A 13,326-nucleotide genomic window follows, 5' to 3' on the forward strand; every position below is an offset into this window, starting at 1 on the left:
GGTTTTCCTTTTAGAACGGCGGGGATCAGCGCGCGATAATCAACGGATGACCGCGTTCCGGATGCCGCTGAATCAGCACTTGCAGCCCGTACACTGCTTCCAGCGCCTGGGCGTTCAGGACTTCATCCGGTGGACCATAGGCGTGCGGGCGACCCTCCTGCAACAGCAACAATTGATCGCAATAACGGGCAGCCAGGTTCAGGTCGTGCAGGATCACCAGTACCGCCGCACCGCGCCCGGCGAAATCGCGCACCGCTTGCAGGATGGTGTGCTGGTGCAGCGGATCGAGCATTGAGGTCGGCTCATCGAGCAGCAGGGTCTGACCCTCGGCACCCGGCCACAATTGTGCGAGCACGCGCGCCAGGTGCACACGCTGGCGTTCGCCACCGGAGAGGGCCAGATAACTGCGTCCCGCCAGGTGCAGGGCGTCGGCGGCACTCAGGGCCTGGGCGACAATTTGCGCATCGCGCACGCGCCCGCTGGCATGGGGCAGGCGACCCATGCCCACCACTTCATTGACTGAGAAGGCAAAGTTCAGGCTCGAACTCTGGGGCAAGACCGCCAGGCGTCTGGCTCGCTCCTGGCCCGGCCAGTCGGCGAGTGCACGTTCGTCTAGGCTGACCGTGCCTTCGTTGGCCGGCAGCTCATCGCACAAGGCGGCGAGCAGGGTGCTTTTTCCGGCGCCGTTGGGGCCGAGTACGCCGAGGACCTGGCCCGGATGCAACTGGATATCGACGCCCGCCAGCACGGTGCGATTGCCGCGCCGCACCAGCAAATTGTTGGCCCGCAGCATCAGGAACGCCCCCGTACCAGCAGATAAAGGAAGAAGGGTGCACCGATGAGTGCGGTGACGATACCGATCGGTAACTCGGCCGGTGCCAGCAGCAAACGCGCGACCAGATCGGCCAGCAACAACAGGCTGGCACCGGCCAACAATGAAGCCGGCAGCAACACCCGATGATCGGGGCCGACCAGCAGCCGCATCAGGTGCGGTACCACCAGGCCGATAAAGCCGATCAGGCCGGCCGCCGCCACTGCGGCCCCCACACCCAGCGCGGTGCACAGCACCAGCTCAAGCTTGATCCGCTCGACATTGAAGCCCAGGTGGCGGGCTTCGGACTCCCCCAACAGCAGCGCGTTGAGCGCCGCCGCGCGCCGCGGCAACCACAACGCCACGCCCACCGCCACGATCAGCAGCGGCCACAGACGCGGGTAACTGGCGCCGTTGAGGCTGCCCAGGTTCCAGAAGGTCAGGGTGCGCAGCGTGGCGTCATCGGCCAGGTAGGTAAACAGGCCGACCCCGGCCCCGGCCATGGCGGTCATCGCCACGCCCGCCAACAACATGGTGGCGACGTTGGTCTGGCCGTCGCTGCGGCCAAAGCGATACACCACCGCCGTGACGATCAGGCCACCGGCGAAGGCGCATACCGACAACAGGTACGGCTCGATGGCCGGCGGCAAACCGCCCAGCAGATTGCCACCGACGATGGCGACAGCCGCGCCCAGCGCCGCGCCGCCGGACACTCCGACCAGCCCCGGGTCTGCCAGGGGATTGCGAAACAACCCTTGCATGGCCACGCCGGACAACGCAAGCACCGCTCCCACCGCGATGCCGAGCAAACTGCGCGGCAGGCGAATCTGGCCGAGGATCAGCTGCGCCTGTTGGCTGTCGTCTCCCTCCACCGGCAATCCGAGCAGCCGCAACCCGGCCAGCAATGTATCGCCCAGCGGCAGGCTGACCGGCCCCAGGGCCAGGGACAGCCAGAACACCAGCAGCAATAACAGACCCAGGGTAATCAGCATCGGCCGTGGCCGAACGATGGCCGTCATCGGGGGCTCTCTGTTGCCTGGCGCTCGGCAGCCTGCACCTGTGGCAGGGTGCCAGCCACGGCCATTTGGCTCGGGAGCATGCCGGCGCACGCTAGCAGTGATTTGATACGCATCAGGGCGCTTCCTTAGTCGATCAGGGCGGTGGCGGTTTCGGCCAGGGCATGCCGAACAGCTGGGTGAACCGTTCACCGTCGACATCGAAACCTTCAAAGCGGGTGATGATGCCATCGACGCACAGTTTGCGCACACGCCCCTATTAAGTTCTGCGTTGTGAACCTGAGGTGGCGGGAGGTAGCAGATAGACCATGGCGCCGGGTTCGCCGGTAAGTTGGATCGCCGCACCGCTAGCTCTTACGGGTTTACTGGCTGGAGAAAAAACGCCCGCCAGAAAACCAGTGGCGGGCGCTTGGGAAAGGTCCCGGTCCAGCAAGGAGTGGGCTGGCCGGGATTCAGGCGAAATTTCACATCACCCGGCGAGGCCAGGCGGTTGGCTCAGTGGCTGGCAGCGCAGGCGATTGAGCGTCAGCAAGCGCATCACATAACCGAGCTTGATGGCGGTCGGGCCGAGTATCGTCATGGCATGGGCCATCACCAGGCTGGGTAGCGACAGATATTGATCCAGGCCATAGGCCAGGATGGCCCCGGCGGCCAGTGCAATCAGCCCGCCGATCAACATGACGTGGGACAACGTCAAGACCCGATACGGATGCTCGAAAAAACCATACATGTCGGTTACCTGCGACTGGCAGTGACAGGGGGCACGGCCGTATTAATCGTCTTCAGGCCACCGGGATCAACGGATCGGCCGCCGCCAGCGCCACGGCACGATCAGCCGCCGGCGGATAGATCCACAGGGTGTTGATCTGGGTCTTGAGTTCCTTGGCTTCGTGCTTGACCAGCTTGACCTCGCGCTCCCAGCCCTCAGTGAACACCGCGCCCCAGGCGCCCAGGTCCAGGCAGGTGACATACTTGGGTTGGCTGTAGGCCATCGGCTCCACACCCAGCAGCTCCGCGGCGACGTTGTTTCCGGCATAGCGCCCCAGGGCGATGGCATGCTGGCAGGACATTGCCGCGAAGTTACCCTGGTCATCGGTGGCAGCGTAGGCCACGTCGCCGCTGGCGTACACATCGGCGTGGCCTCGCACCTTGAGGTGCTGATCGACATGCAGGCGGCCCTGATGATCGCGAGTACCTTGCACTTGTTCGGTCAGCGAGTTGGCACGGAAACCGACGGTCCAGATCACGGTGTTGGATTCGATGCGCTGGCCATCGGCAAGGATGACGCCATTGGCATCGACCGCGGCAACGGTAGCGTTGAGCACCCACTCGATGCCCAGGTGCTGCGAGGCTTCGACGATCGAGGGGCGGATCCCATCGCCCAGGGCAGCGGCGACTTGCGGGGCACGGTCAACCACGATGACCCGGATGTCGACGTTTTCACCGAGGACGGCACGCAGGCGTGCCGGCATTTCGGTCGCGGTTTCAATCCCGGTGAAACCACCGCCAGCCACCACCACGGTATTGCGGGCGGCGCTGACCGGCTTGTCCTTCAGTGACTTGATGTGAGCTTCCAGGCGAGTGGCGGATTCGATCTCGTCGACATCGAAGGCGTGCTCCAGCATGCCTTCGACCGGCGGACGCATCAGCTTGCTGCCGGCGGCCAGCACCAGGCGATCATAGGTCAGCGTGCCCTGGATGCCCGCGGCGTTGGTGTAGCGGACCTGTTTGTTGTGCTCGTCGATGACCTCGGCCGAACCCTTGACGAATTTTACTCCCACGGCGTCGAACAGTTCGTGCAGCGGTGCAGTCATGGTGTGCACGTCAGGCTCGTAGAAGCGCGGGCGGATGCGCAACTCGGCCTGAGGAGCCAACACGGTGATCTCGACGTCGTTTCGATCGTGCTTGTCCAACAGGCGAGCAGCGCTCAACGCGCTCCAGACCCCACCGAACCCTGCACCAATAATCAAGATTTGCTGTTTCATTGTTTAGCTCCTGAAGAACAATCGAGTGCCGCTTAATCTTGAGCAGATGTTATTCGAGGGGTTTAACGCTGACACTGCTACATAGGGTAAGCCCGGGTATGACTAAGTATTAACGGGCTATACCAAAGTGTTAGTGGCTTGAATGACCAGGGTTCAGTGGCGTCGCTCAAGTACTGTTTTGATACAGTCGAGCAACTTTTCGATGGGGAAGGGCTTGGGGAAAAAGGCAATCGGCTGCATGGCTTGAGACCCCGGCGGACGCTGCGCGCAGGGATTTCCGGTGATGAAGATGACCGGGATATGCATGCCCCTGGTCGCCAGTTCTTCATACATCGTGATTCCGTCCATCTCCGGCATTTGTATATCGCAGATCAGGCAAGATGTAATAAGCGGGCCGTCGGAGTTGAGATATTCATACGGCCCCACGTAGGTTCGCACCGTATAGCCACTGGATCGCAATAAAGTATCCAGCGCCATTCGAAGCGAATCATCGTTATCGACGACGGCAATCATTGCCTCGTTGTGCATAGTGAAGTCCTGCGTAGTCACGCAGAGCACTTAGAGGCACTGCGCTATTATTGCAAGATACGCCGTCCTGAAAGGGTGCACAGTATACGTGGGTATAGTTATCGGCTGGCGGGCTGGGCCGAGAGCACCTCGGCCATGCGCACCAGGTCGGCAAAGGAGCGTGCGCCCATCTTGCGCATGGCCTGGCCGCGGTGGATTTTCACGGTGATTTCGCTCAGGCCGATTTCCCCGGCTATCTGCTTGTTCATCAAGCCCGAAGTCGCCAGCGTCATCACGGTTTGTTCCCGCGCGGTCAACGTCTGGTGGCGCGCTTGCAATTGCTCGGCGTGGCGCTCGGACTCGCGACGCTGTTTATCACGACCATGGGCGGCGCACACCGCATCGATCAGGTCCTGTTCACGAAACGGCTTGGTCAGGAAATCCACCGCGCCAGCTTTCATCGCTCGCACTGTCATGGCGATGTCGCCGTACCCGGTGATGAACACGATGGGTACCTTGATGCCGGCGACGGCCAGTTCGTTTTGAAAGTCCAGGCCGCTGCTGCCTTGTAACCGTACATCCAGCACCAGGCAACTGTCGGTGTCCGGGCGCTGGTACTGCATGAAGTCGGCGACTGAGCCGAACAGCTCGACCCGTAGGCCGATGGAGCGCAGCAGGCTGCCGAGGGATTCGCGCAGCGGCGCATCGTCGTCGACGATGAACACCATGGACTCGGTGTGATTGATCTGGTTGAGCGGCTGCCGTTCGTTCATGTTTGATTCCCCAAGGGCTCAATGGCGGCCCGTATCGGCAGGGCAAACAGAAACGAACTGCCCTGGCCCACAGTGCTGGTGGCCCAGATCCGGCCAGCGTGGAAATCAATGATCGAGCGGCAGATGCAAAGCCCCATGCCCAGGCCGTTTTCCTTGGTGGTGAAGAACGGCGTGAACAACTGCGGCAAGACCTCGGGGGCAATCCCCGGACCCTGGTCGGCCACCTCCAGCATGGCCTCGTTGTCCTTCACCCAGGTACGAATCAGCAGTGACCGTTGTGTGGCGTCGACCGCATCCATGGCCTGGCAGGCGTTGATGATCAGGTTGATGATGACTTGCTGCAGTTGCACGCGGTCGGCACTGACCTGGGGGTTGAATGTACCCAACTCGATTTTCGGACTGATCTGGTGATGGGCAAGTTCACAGCGGACCAGGCTCAAGGTCTCGCTGACAATGTCGTTGAGCGATTCGTTCTGGCGCAGCGGGTCGCATTTGCGCGACAAGGCCCAGACATGGCGGGTGATTTCGCTTGCCCGATGGGCGCTGGCGATGATTTGTTGCAGTGCCTTGCGTGCTTCGACCAGATCGGGCTGCGGGCGGCTCAGCCAGTTGCGGCAGGCTTCGCCGCTGCTGGCGATCGCCGCCAGCGGTTGATTGATTTCATGGGCGATGGACGCTGCCAGTTCGCCCAGGGCTGTCATGCGGGTGACATGGGCGAGTTGGGCGTGGGCAGGATTTTTTGTCCGGGGGTCGAGCATACGCGCCTCGGTTTTCTGGTCGGGCTGGGAGCGGAGAGTAGGTCCGGTATCCTAGGAGCACGCGATCTCAGTCCGTTAGGACAAAAAACCCGAAATAAAAGCCAAGGCGCGGTACAACGATCAGGTCTTGCTGGCGGCCAGGTAGGCGCCCAGGCGCCGGCCCATTTCCTCGCCCAGTGCCTGCAAGCCACTGAGGGGGCGGACCATCACTTCGAAATCGACAATTTTTCCCTGCTCGTCAAAGCGGATCATGTCGATGCCCTTGAGCTGTTTGTCGCCGACCCTGGCGCTGAATTCCAGAATCACGTTCAAGCCGTCGGCGCTCGCCAGTTCGCGATGATAGGTGAAATCTTCGAACACCTTGGACACCGTGTTGAGAATCATCGAAACCACCGGTGCCCCGGGATACGGCGTGTGGGCCATGGGCGAGCGAAACACCGCTTGCGGGTCCAGCAACGCAGGCAAGGCCTTGAGATCGCCGGTGCGGATCATCGCGTGCCACAGGCTCAGGGACTCTGCCGCCTTGGGGTGCAGTTGCAGTTCAGACATATTCAACTCCTGTTTTTTGTTGTTGTTCAAAACGTGCAGAACACTTCCTGTAGGAGCGAGCACGCTCCGGGCGGCGTTCCGACGAAAAACCTGAGAGCGCCGCGGGGTGTCAGGCTCGCTGCGTTATCGTTGACCTCCATCGCGAGCATGCTCGCTCCTACAGGGGGGAGATTGGTTTCGATCATAGATCCGTGATGCACAGCTCCCCTGTAGCGCGGATCAACGCCTGGCCATGCAGCGCATCCTTGATCAGGTCCGAGCGCTGCGCCGCCAGCCACTGCGGGCATTCCGGATCGACACGATAGGGCACGAAAGCGGCGTATTGCTGCAACAGGCGGGCTTGCAGTTCGTCCTGCTTTGCGCGCAGTTGAGTGAGGTCTGGCCGTGGCAGGTCGGGTGCCTTGTGCGCGGCTTGCCATTGCGCGATCAGTCCGTACTGCACCAGCTTGTTGGCTTCGATCTGCGCGGCGATCAAGTCGGCGGCTTCGTCCGGGTTCACGTTGCTACCGGTTGCCTGCTTCCTGGCGTTGTTGATGAGCAGGGTTTCCCGTGCGGTATCCTGGATCGGTTTGCCACTGTCCCACTTGGCCAGCGCCACCAGGTCGGCAATGTCCAGGCGCTCATTGATGGTGTTCAGCAGTGGCTGCAGCGTTTCGGGTGCCGGGGAGGGCGTGGCGGCATGGGCGACGCTGGCGAGTAAGCCGAACAGCGAACAAGCCAGGACTTGCGGCAAGCGTGGGCAGCGGAACATAAGCAACCTCTCGGGCACGGGATGCGCATCAGGTCTTATGTATCACAGCTGAGCCAGATGAACGATAGTTCAGCGAGCACTTTCGCAATATCCCGGTTGCGCCTCAGTCGCCGGCCAGCATCCGCTCGATCTGCGCCAGCTCCCAGGTGCTGAGCAAACTCACCGGGTCAGTCCCGAAACGCTGACCACCGTCGAACACGCGGCCATCCGGGCTCTGGCAATGCAGGCAGTGACGCAAGTGAAGGTGGTCGACATCGAGGCTCAAGCGCCAACCTTCGATGTCGATGAATACCGGACCGGCTTGCCCGTCAAGTCGCCGGAGCGGGCGCAGGCCCAAGGCGGCGTCGCGCAGTTGCTGGTAAATCTCTCGGGCAGTAAGGGGCGGCACAGGTGTCTCCGGCGGGATGGCGGCATGGCCAGAATCGGGCACACAGGATAGACGATCGCGATCCAGGGGTAGAACCCTGTGACGAAAAAGCCCGGCTGATCAGGCCGGGCTTTTTGTGGGTGCGGTGAAGCGATGGGATCAGGCGACAGTGTTGCCTTGCAGGCGGTCAGAGCCATCGGCGGCGACAGTGTTGCCTTGCAGGCGGTCGGAGCCATCGGCGGCGACGGTGTTGCCTTGCAGGCGATCCGAACCATCGGCAGCGACGCGATTCTCGATCAAGCGATCCGAACCACCCTCGGCCACCCGGCTTTCAATCAGACGATCCGAGCCACCTTCAGCCACGACAGGCTGAACAGAGGTAGCGGCAAAAGCGTTAACTGCGAAAACCGAGAAAGCAATGCTGAGGAGAGTTTGGCGTTTCATGATCGTGTGCTCCGGGGTGTAGTTGTTTGGTATGGAGCTGATGTTACGCCGTGGATTTTTTTAGAGAACTTCATTGACGTGATGGTGAACATCGACGCTATTAATAGGGGCGGTGCGGTACCGTTCGTGGGCGTGATGGTGCAGTCGTCGGACGCTCGGGTCGTGGTCGATGGCGCCTTCTACACTGGATAGCTGGTGCTGATCGCGGCCAACCAGGAGGTATGTATGTATCAACTCTACGGACACCAGAACTCGGGCGCGGCTGCGATCGAGGCCGCCCTGGAGCTGTGTGAGATCGCCTATCGCTTCATTGATGTCGAAACGTCCCCGCAGGCGGCCCAGGCACTGGAGAAGCTCAATCCGCTCAAGCAGATTCCGACGCTGCAACTGCCCGACGGCAGTGTCCTCACGGAGAGCGCGGCGATCCTGATTCATCTCGGGCTGACATTTCCCGAGTCGAACCTGTTGCCGGCTGACCCTGCCGAGCGTGACCAAGCCATTCGGGGCCTGGCGTTCATCGTCAGCAATTGTTATGCGGCCATCGGCATCATCGATTACCCGGAACGCTGGCTGGCCAATGCTGATGAAGCCTCGCGGCAAAACCTCATGGCCGGTACCCGGCAGCGCTTGCATTGGAGCTGGGAAGTGTTTGCCGACCAGTTTTCCGCTGAGCTGTACCTGGGTGAAGAGGCTCCGGGCGCGCTGGATGTGCTGGCGGCCGTGGTCACACGCTGGGGCGGCAGCCGCGAGCATTTGCGCCGAACCCGGCCGGGCTTTTCCGTCTGGCTGGAACGCATTGACCGGCATCCGATATTGGCGCCGGTCTTTGCCAGGCATTGGCCTGCCTGATCACCACAAATTAATAATGTGGGGGGTGTACCCGTACTATTCGCCGCGAATGTACTGCTCCAGCTGGCGAATCAACTCGGCCTGTTCGGCGATGGCTTCCTTGACCAGGTCGCCGATCGACAGCAGGCCGATCAACTTGCCGTTTTCCACCACCGGCAGGTGACGTAAGCGTCTGTCGGACATGATGCCCAGGCAGGTGTCGACGGTTTGATGGGTGTCCACGGTGATGACGGGCGATACCATGATGTCGCGTACCGGCGTGCCCACGGAGGAGCGGCCATGCAGCACCAGTTTGCGCGCGTAGTCGCGTTCACTGATGATGCCCAGTACCTCGTCATTCTCCACCACCAGCAAGGCACCGACGTTTTTTTCGGCCATCTTCATCAGCGCTTCGAGCACCATGTGATCAGGTTTGATCTGGTGCACTTCCTGGTTCTTTTGATCTTTCAACTTGAGCAGTTGCGCGACGGTTTTCATGGCGGTTTTCCGGGTGTTGTCGTTGTCCTTGAAGAATCGTAGACCCAGGCGTTCAGGGCAAGGGCAAAAGCGGCAGATAGCACACAAAAAACGTCATTCGGCGGATTTTTTCCGAACCCGAAAAAATCGCAGCCTTTGTAGGAGCTGCCGCAGGCTGCGATCTTTTGATCTTGCTCCTGTAAATCAAAATCAAAAGATCGCAGCCTGCGGCAGCTCCTACAGGTGTGGATGACGCGTAGAATTACTCGCTTGAACAAAACCCGAGGTCTGCAGTGGTGGATTTACCCCAGGGCTTCGTCCTGACCCGGCATTGGCGCGACACGCCGGCGGGCACCGAAGTCGAGTTCTGGCTGGCGACCGATAGCGGTCCCCGGCGCATCCGCCTGCCGCATCAGCCGTCGGTGGCGTTTATCCCGGCCGATCAGCGCGAGCAGGCCGAGGCGCTGTTGCGCGACGAAAAAAACGTCGAGCTCAAGCCCCTGGCCCTGCAGGACTTTGAACATCGCCCGGTGCTCGGCCTGTATTGCCAGCAGCACGGGCAACTGATGCGCCTGGAAACCGCACTGCGCAGGGCGGGCGTCGAGGTGTACGAGGCCGATGTGCGCCCGCCGGAGCGCTACATGATGGAGCGGTTCATCACCGCGCCAGTACGCTTTGGCGGCACGCCGGGGGGCGATGGCCTGCTGCTCGAGGCGCAGATGAAACCCGATCCCGACTACCGTCCCAGCCTGAAACTGGTGTCCCTGGACATTGAAACCACCGCCCAGGCCGAGTTGTATTCCATTGCTCTTGAAGGTTGCGGCGAGCGTCAGGTGTATATGCTCGGCCCGCCCAATGGCGACCACGGCGCGGTGGATTTCCAGCTCGAATACTGCGAATCGCGAACCCTGCTGCTGAAGAAACTCAATGAATGGTTTGCCCGCCACGACCCTGACGCGATCATCGGCTGGAACGTCGTGCAGTTCGACCTGCGGGTCTTGCATGAACACGCCCGACGCCTGGCCGTGCCGCTGAAACTGGGGCGAGGCGGCGAGGAAATGCAATGGCGCGAACACGGCAGCGGCAATCATTACTTTGCATCCGCCGCCGGCCGGCTGATCATCGACGGCATCGAGTCCCTGCGCTCGGCGACCTGGAGCTTCCCCTCGTTCAGCCTGGAAAATGTCGCGCAAACCCTGCTGGGTGAAGGCAAGTCGATTGATAACCCGTACCAGCGCATGGATGAAATCAACCGCATGTTCGCCGAGGACAAGCCGGCGCTGGCCAAGTACAACCTCAAGGACTGCGAGCTGGTCACGCGGATCTTCGCCAAGACCGAGCTGCTCAAGTTCCTGCTGGAGCGGGCCAGTGTCACCGGGTTGCCGGCCGATCGCATGGGCGGATCGGTGGCGGCGTTCACCCACCTCTACATGCCGTTGATGCATCGCCAGGGCTTCGTTGCGCCAAACCTGGGCAGCAAGCCGGCACAAGCGAGCCCTGGCGGATTTGTCATGGACTCGCGACCGGGGTTGTACGAGTCGGTGCTGGTGTTCGACTACAAGAGCCTCTATCCGTCGATCATCCGTACCTTCCTCATCGACCCGGTAGGCTTGATCGAAGGGCTCAAGCACCCCGATGACCAGGACTCGGTACCGGGTTTTCGCGGGGCGCGGTTTTCCCGCACCCGGCATTGCCTGCCCGCCATTGTCGCCCGGGTCGCCGAAGGCCGGGAAACCGCCAAGCGTGAGCACAATGCGCCGCTGTCCCAGGCGCTGAAGATCATCATGAACGCGTTCTACGGCGTGCTCGGTTCCAGTGGCTGCCGCTTCTTCGACACGCGCCTGGCGTCATCGATTACCTTGCGTGGCCACGAGATCATGCTGCGCACCCGAAAGCTGATCGAAGACCAGGGCCATACGGTGATCTACGGCGACACCGACTCGACCTTCGTCTGGCTGCGCCGCGCCCACGGCCAGCAGGAGGCCGCGCAGATCGGCCGCGCGCTGGTCGACCACGTCAACCAGTGGTGGCGTGAGCACGTGCGTGAAGAGTACGGCCTGGAGAGCGTGCTGGAGCTGCAGTTCGAAACCCACTACAAACGCTTCCTGATGCCGACCATTCGCGGCGCGGAGGAGGGCAGCAAGAAGCGATACGCCGGATTGGTCACGCGCGCCGATGGCAGCGACGAAATGGTCTACAAGGGCCTGGAAACCGTGCGCACCGACTGGTCGCTGCTGGCCAGGCAATTCCAGCAGGAGCTGTATTCACTGATCTTCCACCGCAAACCCTATCAGGACTACGTGCGCGAGTATGTGCGCAAGACCCTGGCCGGTGAGTTCGACGACCGCCTGATCTACCGCAAGCGCCTGCGCCGCACGCTGGACGACTACCAGCGCAACGTCCCGCCCCATGTACGGGCGGCGCGGATTGCCGACGATTACAACGATCGCCAAGGCCGCCCGCGGCAGTACCAGAATGGCGGCTGGATCAGCTACGTCATCACTGTCGCCGGCCCCGAGCCGCTGGAGATCCGCAGTGCCCCCATCGACTACGACCACTACATCACCCGGCAACTGCAACCGGTGGCAGACGCTATCCTGCCGTTTGTCGATGACGATTTCTCAACCCTGGTGGGGGGGCAACTGGGCTTGTTTTGAGTCCATCAGCGACAGGGTCCAGTCATCCAGAATGCCGTGAAAGTATTGGTTCAAGGCTTGATGAAAGAGACTGTCGTCGTCCGCGACCTGGGCGAACAAGGTCATCGAGGAGCGAAATTTCAGGTCGTCGGGGTGGCCGAATATCGCTGCCACCGAGCGCTGCCGGATGTTCAGCACCTGTTGGGTACACGTGCGCAGCCGGACACCCAGCAGCGGGTGTTCTAGGTAGGCCTGCGCTTCTTCCCGGGAACGGATCGCGAAGCGCCGGGACATTTCGCTGTCACCCAACCCGGCGAACTGCGGGAAAACGAACCACATCCAGTGACTGCGCTTGTGGCCGGCTTCGAGTTCGGCCTGGACCCGGTCGAACACCGGGTTCTGCGCCTGGACGAAGCGTTGCAGGTTAAAGGCGTCCGGTTGATCGGTGCTTCTCATGTCGAAGCCCTCTGACACCGCGATGGCTTAGACCATGGCCAACCGCTGCTTGCGTTTGGGCGCCTGAAACGCTTGGTCCAGCGCCTCCAGATCCCCAGCCTCCAGCTTCAACTGCGCCGCTTGCGCATTGAGCCGCACGTGTTCGGGGCGGACGGCCTTGGGGATGGCGATCACGCCGTCCTGGCGCAGCAGCCAGGCCAGGGAAACCTGGGCAGGCGTGGCGTCGTGGCGGGCAGCTACTTGTTTGAGCGTAGCATTGGCCAGCATTTTCCCTGCCTGGCCGATCGGACAGTAAGCCATGACCGGCATGTGTTGCTCCTTGCACCAGGGCAATAGATCAAATTCTATGCCACGTTCCTCCAGGTTATAGAGCACTTGATTGGTGGCACAGCCCTCTGTCGAGAGCTCTTGCAGGTCGTCGAGATCAAAGTTGGACACGCCCCAACGGCCTATCTTGCCGGCTTCACGCAGGCGTTCGAAGGCTTCTACCGTTTCTTCCAGGGGATACTGGCCGCGCCAGTGCAACAGGTACAGGTCGATGGAATCGGTCTTCAGCCGTCGCAGGCTGCGCTCGCACGCCTGGGGAATGCCCTGGCGGCTGGCGTTGTGCGGGTAGACCTTGCTGACGAGGAAGACCTGGTCGCGCTGGCCGGCGATGGCGTCGCCCACCACTAGTTCGGCACCGCCTTCGCCATACATTTCGGCGGTGTCGATCAGAGTCATGCCCAAGTCGATGCCCAGGCGCAGTGCGGCGACCTCCTCTTGATGGCGGGCAGGGTCCTCGCCCATTTGCCAGGTGCCCTGGCCGATGACCGGTACCCGGGTGCCGGCCAATTGCTGGGTACGCATGCTTTGCTCCTTCTGGTCATTATTTCTGTTGGCATCAGGATAGCCCCTCGGGTTCCATCCGGGTGGCTGTAGGAGCGAGCATGTCGAATCGTCGCACCGTCGCGATGGGCGTCAACGAT

The 13,326-nt window shown here is 61.7% G+C and carries 16 protein-coding genes; 2 read left to right on the plus strand and 14 right to left on the minus strand.

What is annotated here, in order from left to right; all coding sequences use genetic code 11:
- Nucleotides 1-25 precede the first annotated feature (25 nt).
- The 11 genes from PG5_RS09570 to PG5_RS09620 all read right to left on the minus strand — a co-directional run bounded on the left by PG5_RS09570 (nt 26) and on the right by PG5_RS09620 (nt 7,961).
- Complete coding sequence (locus PG5_RS09570) at nt 26-793, minus strand: heme ABC transporter ATP-binding protein (protein ID WP_020796906.1); 768 nt, start codon at nt 791-793, stop codon at nt 26-28.
- Nucleotides 793-1,776, minus strand: coding sequence for an iron ABC transporter permease (locus tag PG5_RS09575; protein WP_162276376.1), 984 nt, complete (start codon nt 1,774-1,776; stop codon nt 793-795). The genes PG5_RS09570 and PG5_RS09575 overlap by 1 nt, the downstream gene beginning before the upstream one ends.
- A 520-nt stretch (nt 1,777-2,296) precedes the next feature.
- Nucleotides 2,297-2,557 carry a hypothetical protein gene (locus PG5_RS09580; RefSeq protein ID WP_020796910.1) on the minus strand — a complete coding sequence of 87 codons (261 nt, stop codon included), beginning with the start codon at nt 2,555-2,557 and terminating at the stop codon, nt 2,297-2,299.
- Between the two features lie 52 nt (nt 2,558-2,609).
- Nucleotides 2,610-3,812: an NAD(P)/FAD-dependent oxidoreductase gene (locus PG5_RS09585; RefSeq protein WP_020796911.1), complete on the minus strand. Its 1,203-nt coding sequence runs from the start codon at nt 3,810-3,812 to the stop codon at nt 2,610-2,612.
- A 153-nt stretch (nt 3,813-3,965) separates the two neighbouring features.
- The gene (locus tag PG5_RS09590; RefSeq protein WP_033043392.1) at nt 3,966-4,340 is read right to left on the minus strand and encodes a response regulator transcription factor; all 375 of its coding nucleotides are present in this window, start codon (nt 4,338-4,340) and stop codon (nt 3,966-3,968) included.
- A gap of 98 nt (nt 4,341-4,438) precedes the next feature.
- Nucleotides 4,439-5,092: a response regulator transcription factor gene (locus tag PG5_RS09595; protein ID WP_020796913.1), complete on the minus strand. Its 654-nt coding sequence runs from the start codon at nt 5,090-5,092 to the stop codon at nt 4,439-4,441.
- On the minus strand, nt 5,089-5,850 hold the full coding sequence (locus PG5_RS09600; RefSeq protein ID WP_020796914.1) for a sensor histidine kinase: 762 nt from the start codon (nt 5,848-5,850) through the stop codon (nt 5,089-5,091). The genes PG5_RS09595 and PG5_RS09600 overlap by 4 nt, the downstream gene beginning before the upstream one ends.
- Nucleotides 5,851-5,970: 120 nt before the next feature.
- A complete protein-coding gene (locus PG5_RS09605; protein ID WP_033043395.1) occupies nt 5,971-6,399 on the minus strand; it encodes a nuclear transport factor 2 family protein in 429 nt (142 codons plus the stop codon).
- Between the two features lie 181 nt (nt 6,400-6,580).
- The gene (locus PG5_RS09610; protein WP_020796917.1) at nt 6,581-7,150 is read right to left on the minus strand and encodes a chorismate mutase; all 570 of its coding nucleotides are present in this window, start codon (nt 7,148-7,150) and stop codon (nt 6,581-6,583) included.
- Nucleotides 7,151-7,253: 103 nt separating this feature from the next.
- Nucleotides 7,254-7,538 (minus strand): hypothetical protein, encoded by a 285-nt coding sequence (locus PG5_RS09615; RefSeq protein ID WP_020796918.1) that lies wholly within the window; start codon nt 7,536-7,538, stop codon nt 7,254-7,256.
- Nucleotides 7,539-7,676: 138 nt separating this feature from the next.
- Nucleotides 7,677-7,961 carry a hypothetical protein gene (locus tag PG5_RS09620; protein ID WP_020796919.1) on the minus strand — a complete coding sequence of 95 codons (285 nt, stop codon included), beginning with the start codon at nt 7,959-7,961 and terminating at the stop codon, nt 7,677-7,679.
- 225 nt (nt 7,962-8,186) lie between these two features.
- Here PG5_RS09620 and PG5_RS09630 point away from each other — a divergent pair, with 225 nt between their 5' ends.
- The gene (locus tag PG5_RS09630) at nt 8,187-8,810 is read left to right on the plus strand and encodes a glutathione S-transferase N-terminal domain-containing protein (protein WP_020796921.1); all 624 of its coding nucleotides are present in this window, start codon (nt 8,187-8,189) and stop codon (nt 8,808-8,810) included.
- A gap of 36 nt (nt 8,811-8,846) precedes the next feature.
- On the opposite strand, the gene PG5_RS09635 is transcribed toward PG5_RS09630, so the two are convergent.
- Nucleotides 8,847-9,287: a CBS domain-containing protein gene (locus tag PG5_RS09635; protein WP_007944798.1), complete on the minus strand. Its 441-nt coding sequence runs from the start codon at nt 9,285-9,287 to the stop codon at nt 8,847-8,849.
- Between the two features lie 275 nt (nt 9,288-9,562).
- On the opposite strand from PG5_RS09635, the gene PG5_RS09640 reads away from it, so the two are divergent.
- The gene (locus tag PG5_RS09640) at nt 9,563-11,923 is read left to right on the plus strand and encodes a DNA polymerase II (protein WP_020796923.1); all 2,361 of its coding nucleotides are present in this window, start codon (nt 9,563-9,565) and stop codon (nt 11,921-11,923) included.
- Here PG5_RS09640 and PG5_RS09645 read toward each other — a convergent pair.
- Nucleotides 11,888-12,358, minus strand: coding sequence for a DUF1810 domain-containing protein (locus PG5_RS09645; RefSeq protein WP_020796924.1), 471 nt, complete (start codon nt 12,356-12,358; stop codon nt 11,888-11,890). The genes PG5_RS09640 and PG5_RS09645 overlap by 36 nt on opposite strands.
- A 27-nt stretch (nt 12,359-12,385) precedes the next feature.
- Nucleotides 12,386-13,207, minus strand: a complete 822-nt coding sequence (locus PG5_RS09650; RefSeq protein ID WP_020796925.1) for an aldo/keto reductase — start codon at nt 13,205-13,207, stop codon at nt 12,386-12,388.
- Nucleotides 13,208-13,326 lie beyond the last annotated feature (119 nt).

The organism is Pseudomonas sp. G5(2012), from assembly GCF_000408945.1.
Lineage (GTDB): Bacteria > Pseudomonadota > Gammaproteobacteria > Pseudomonadales > Pseudomonadaceae > Aquipseudomonas > Aquipseudomonas umsongensis.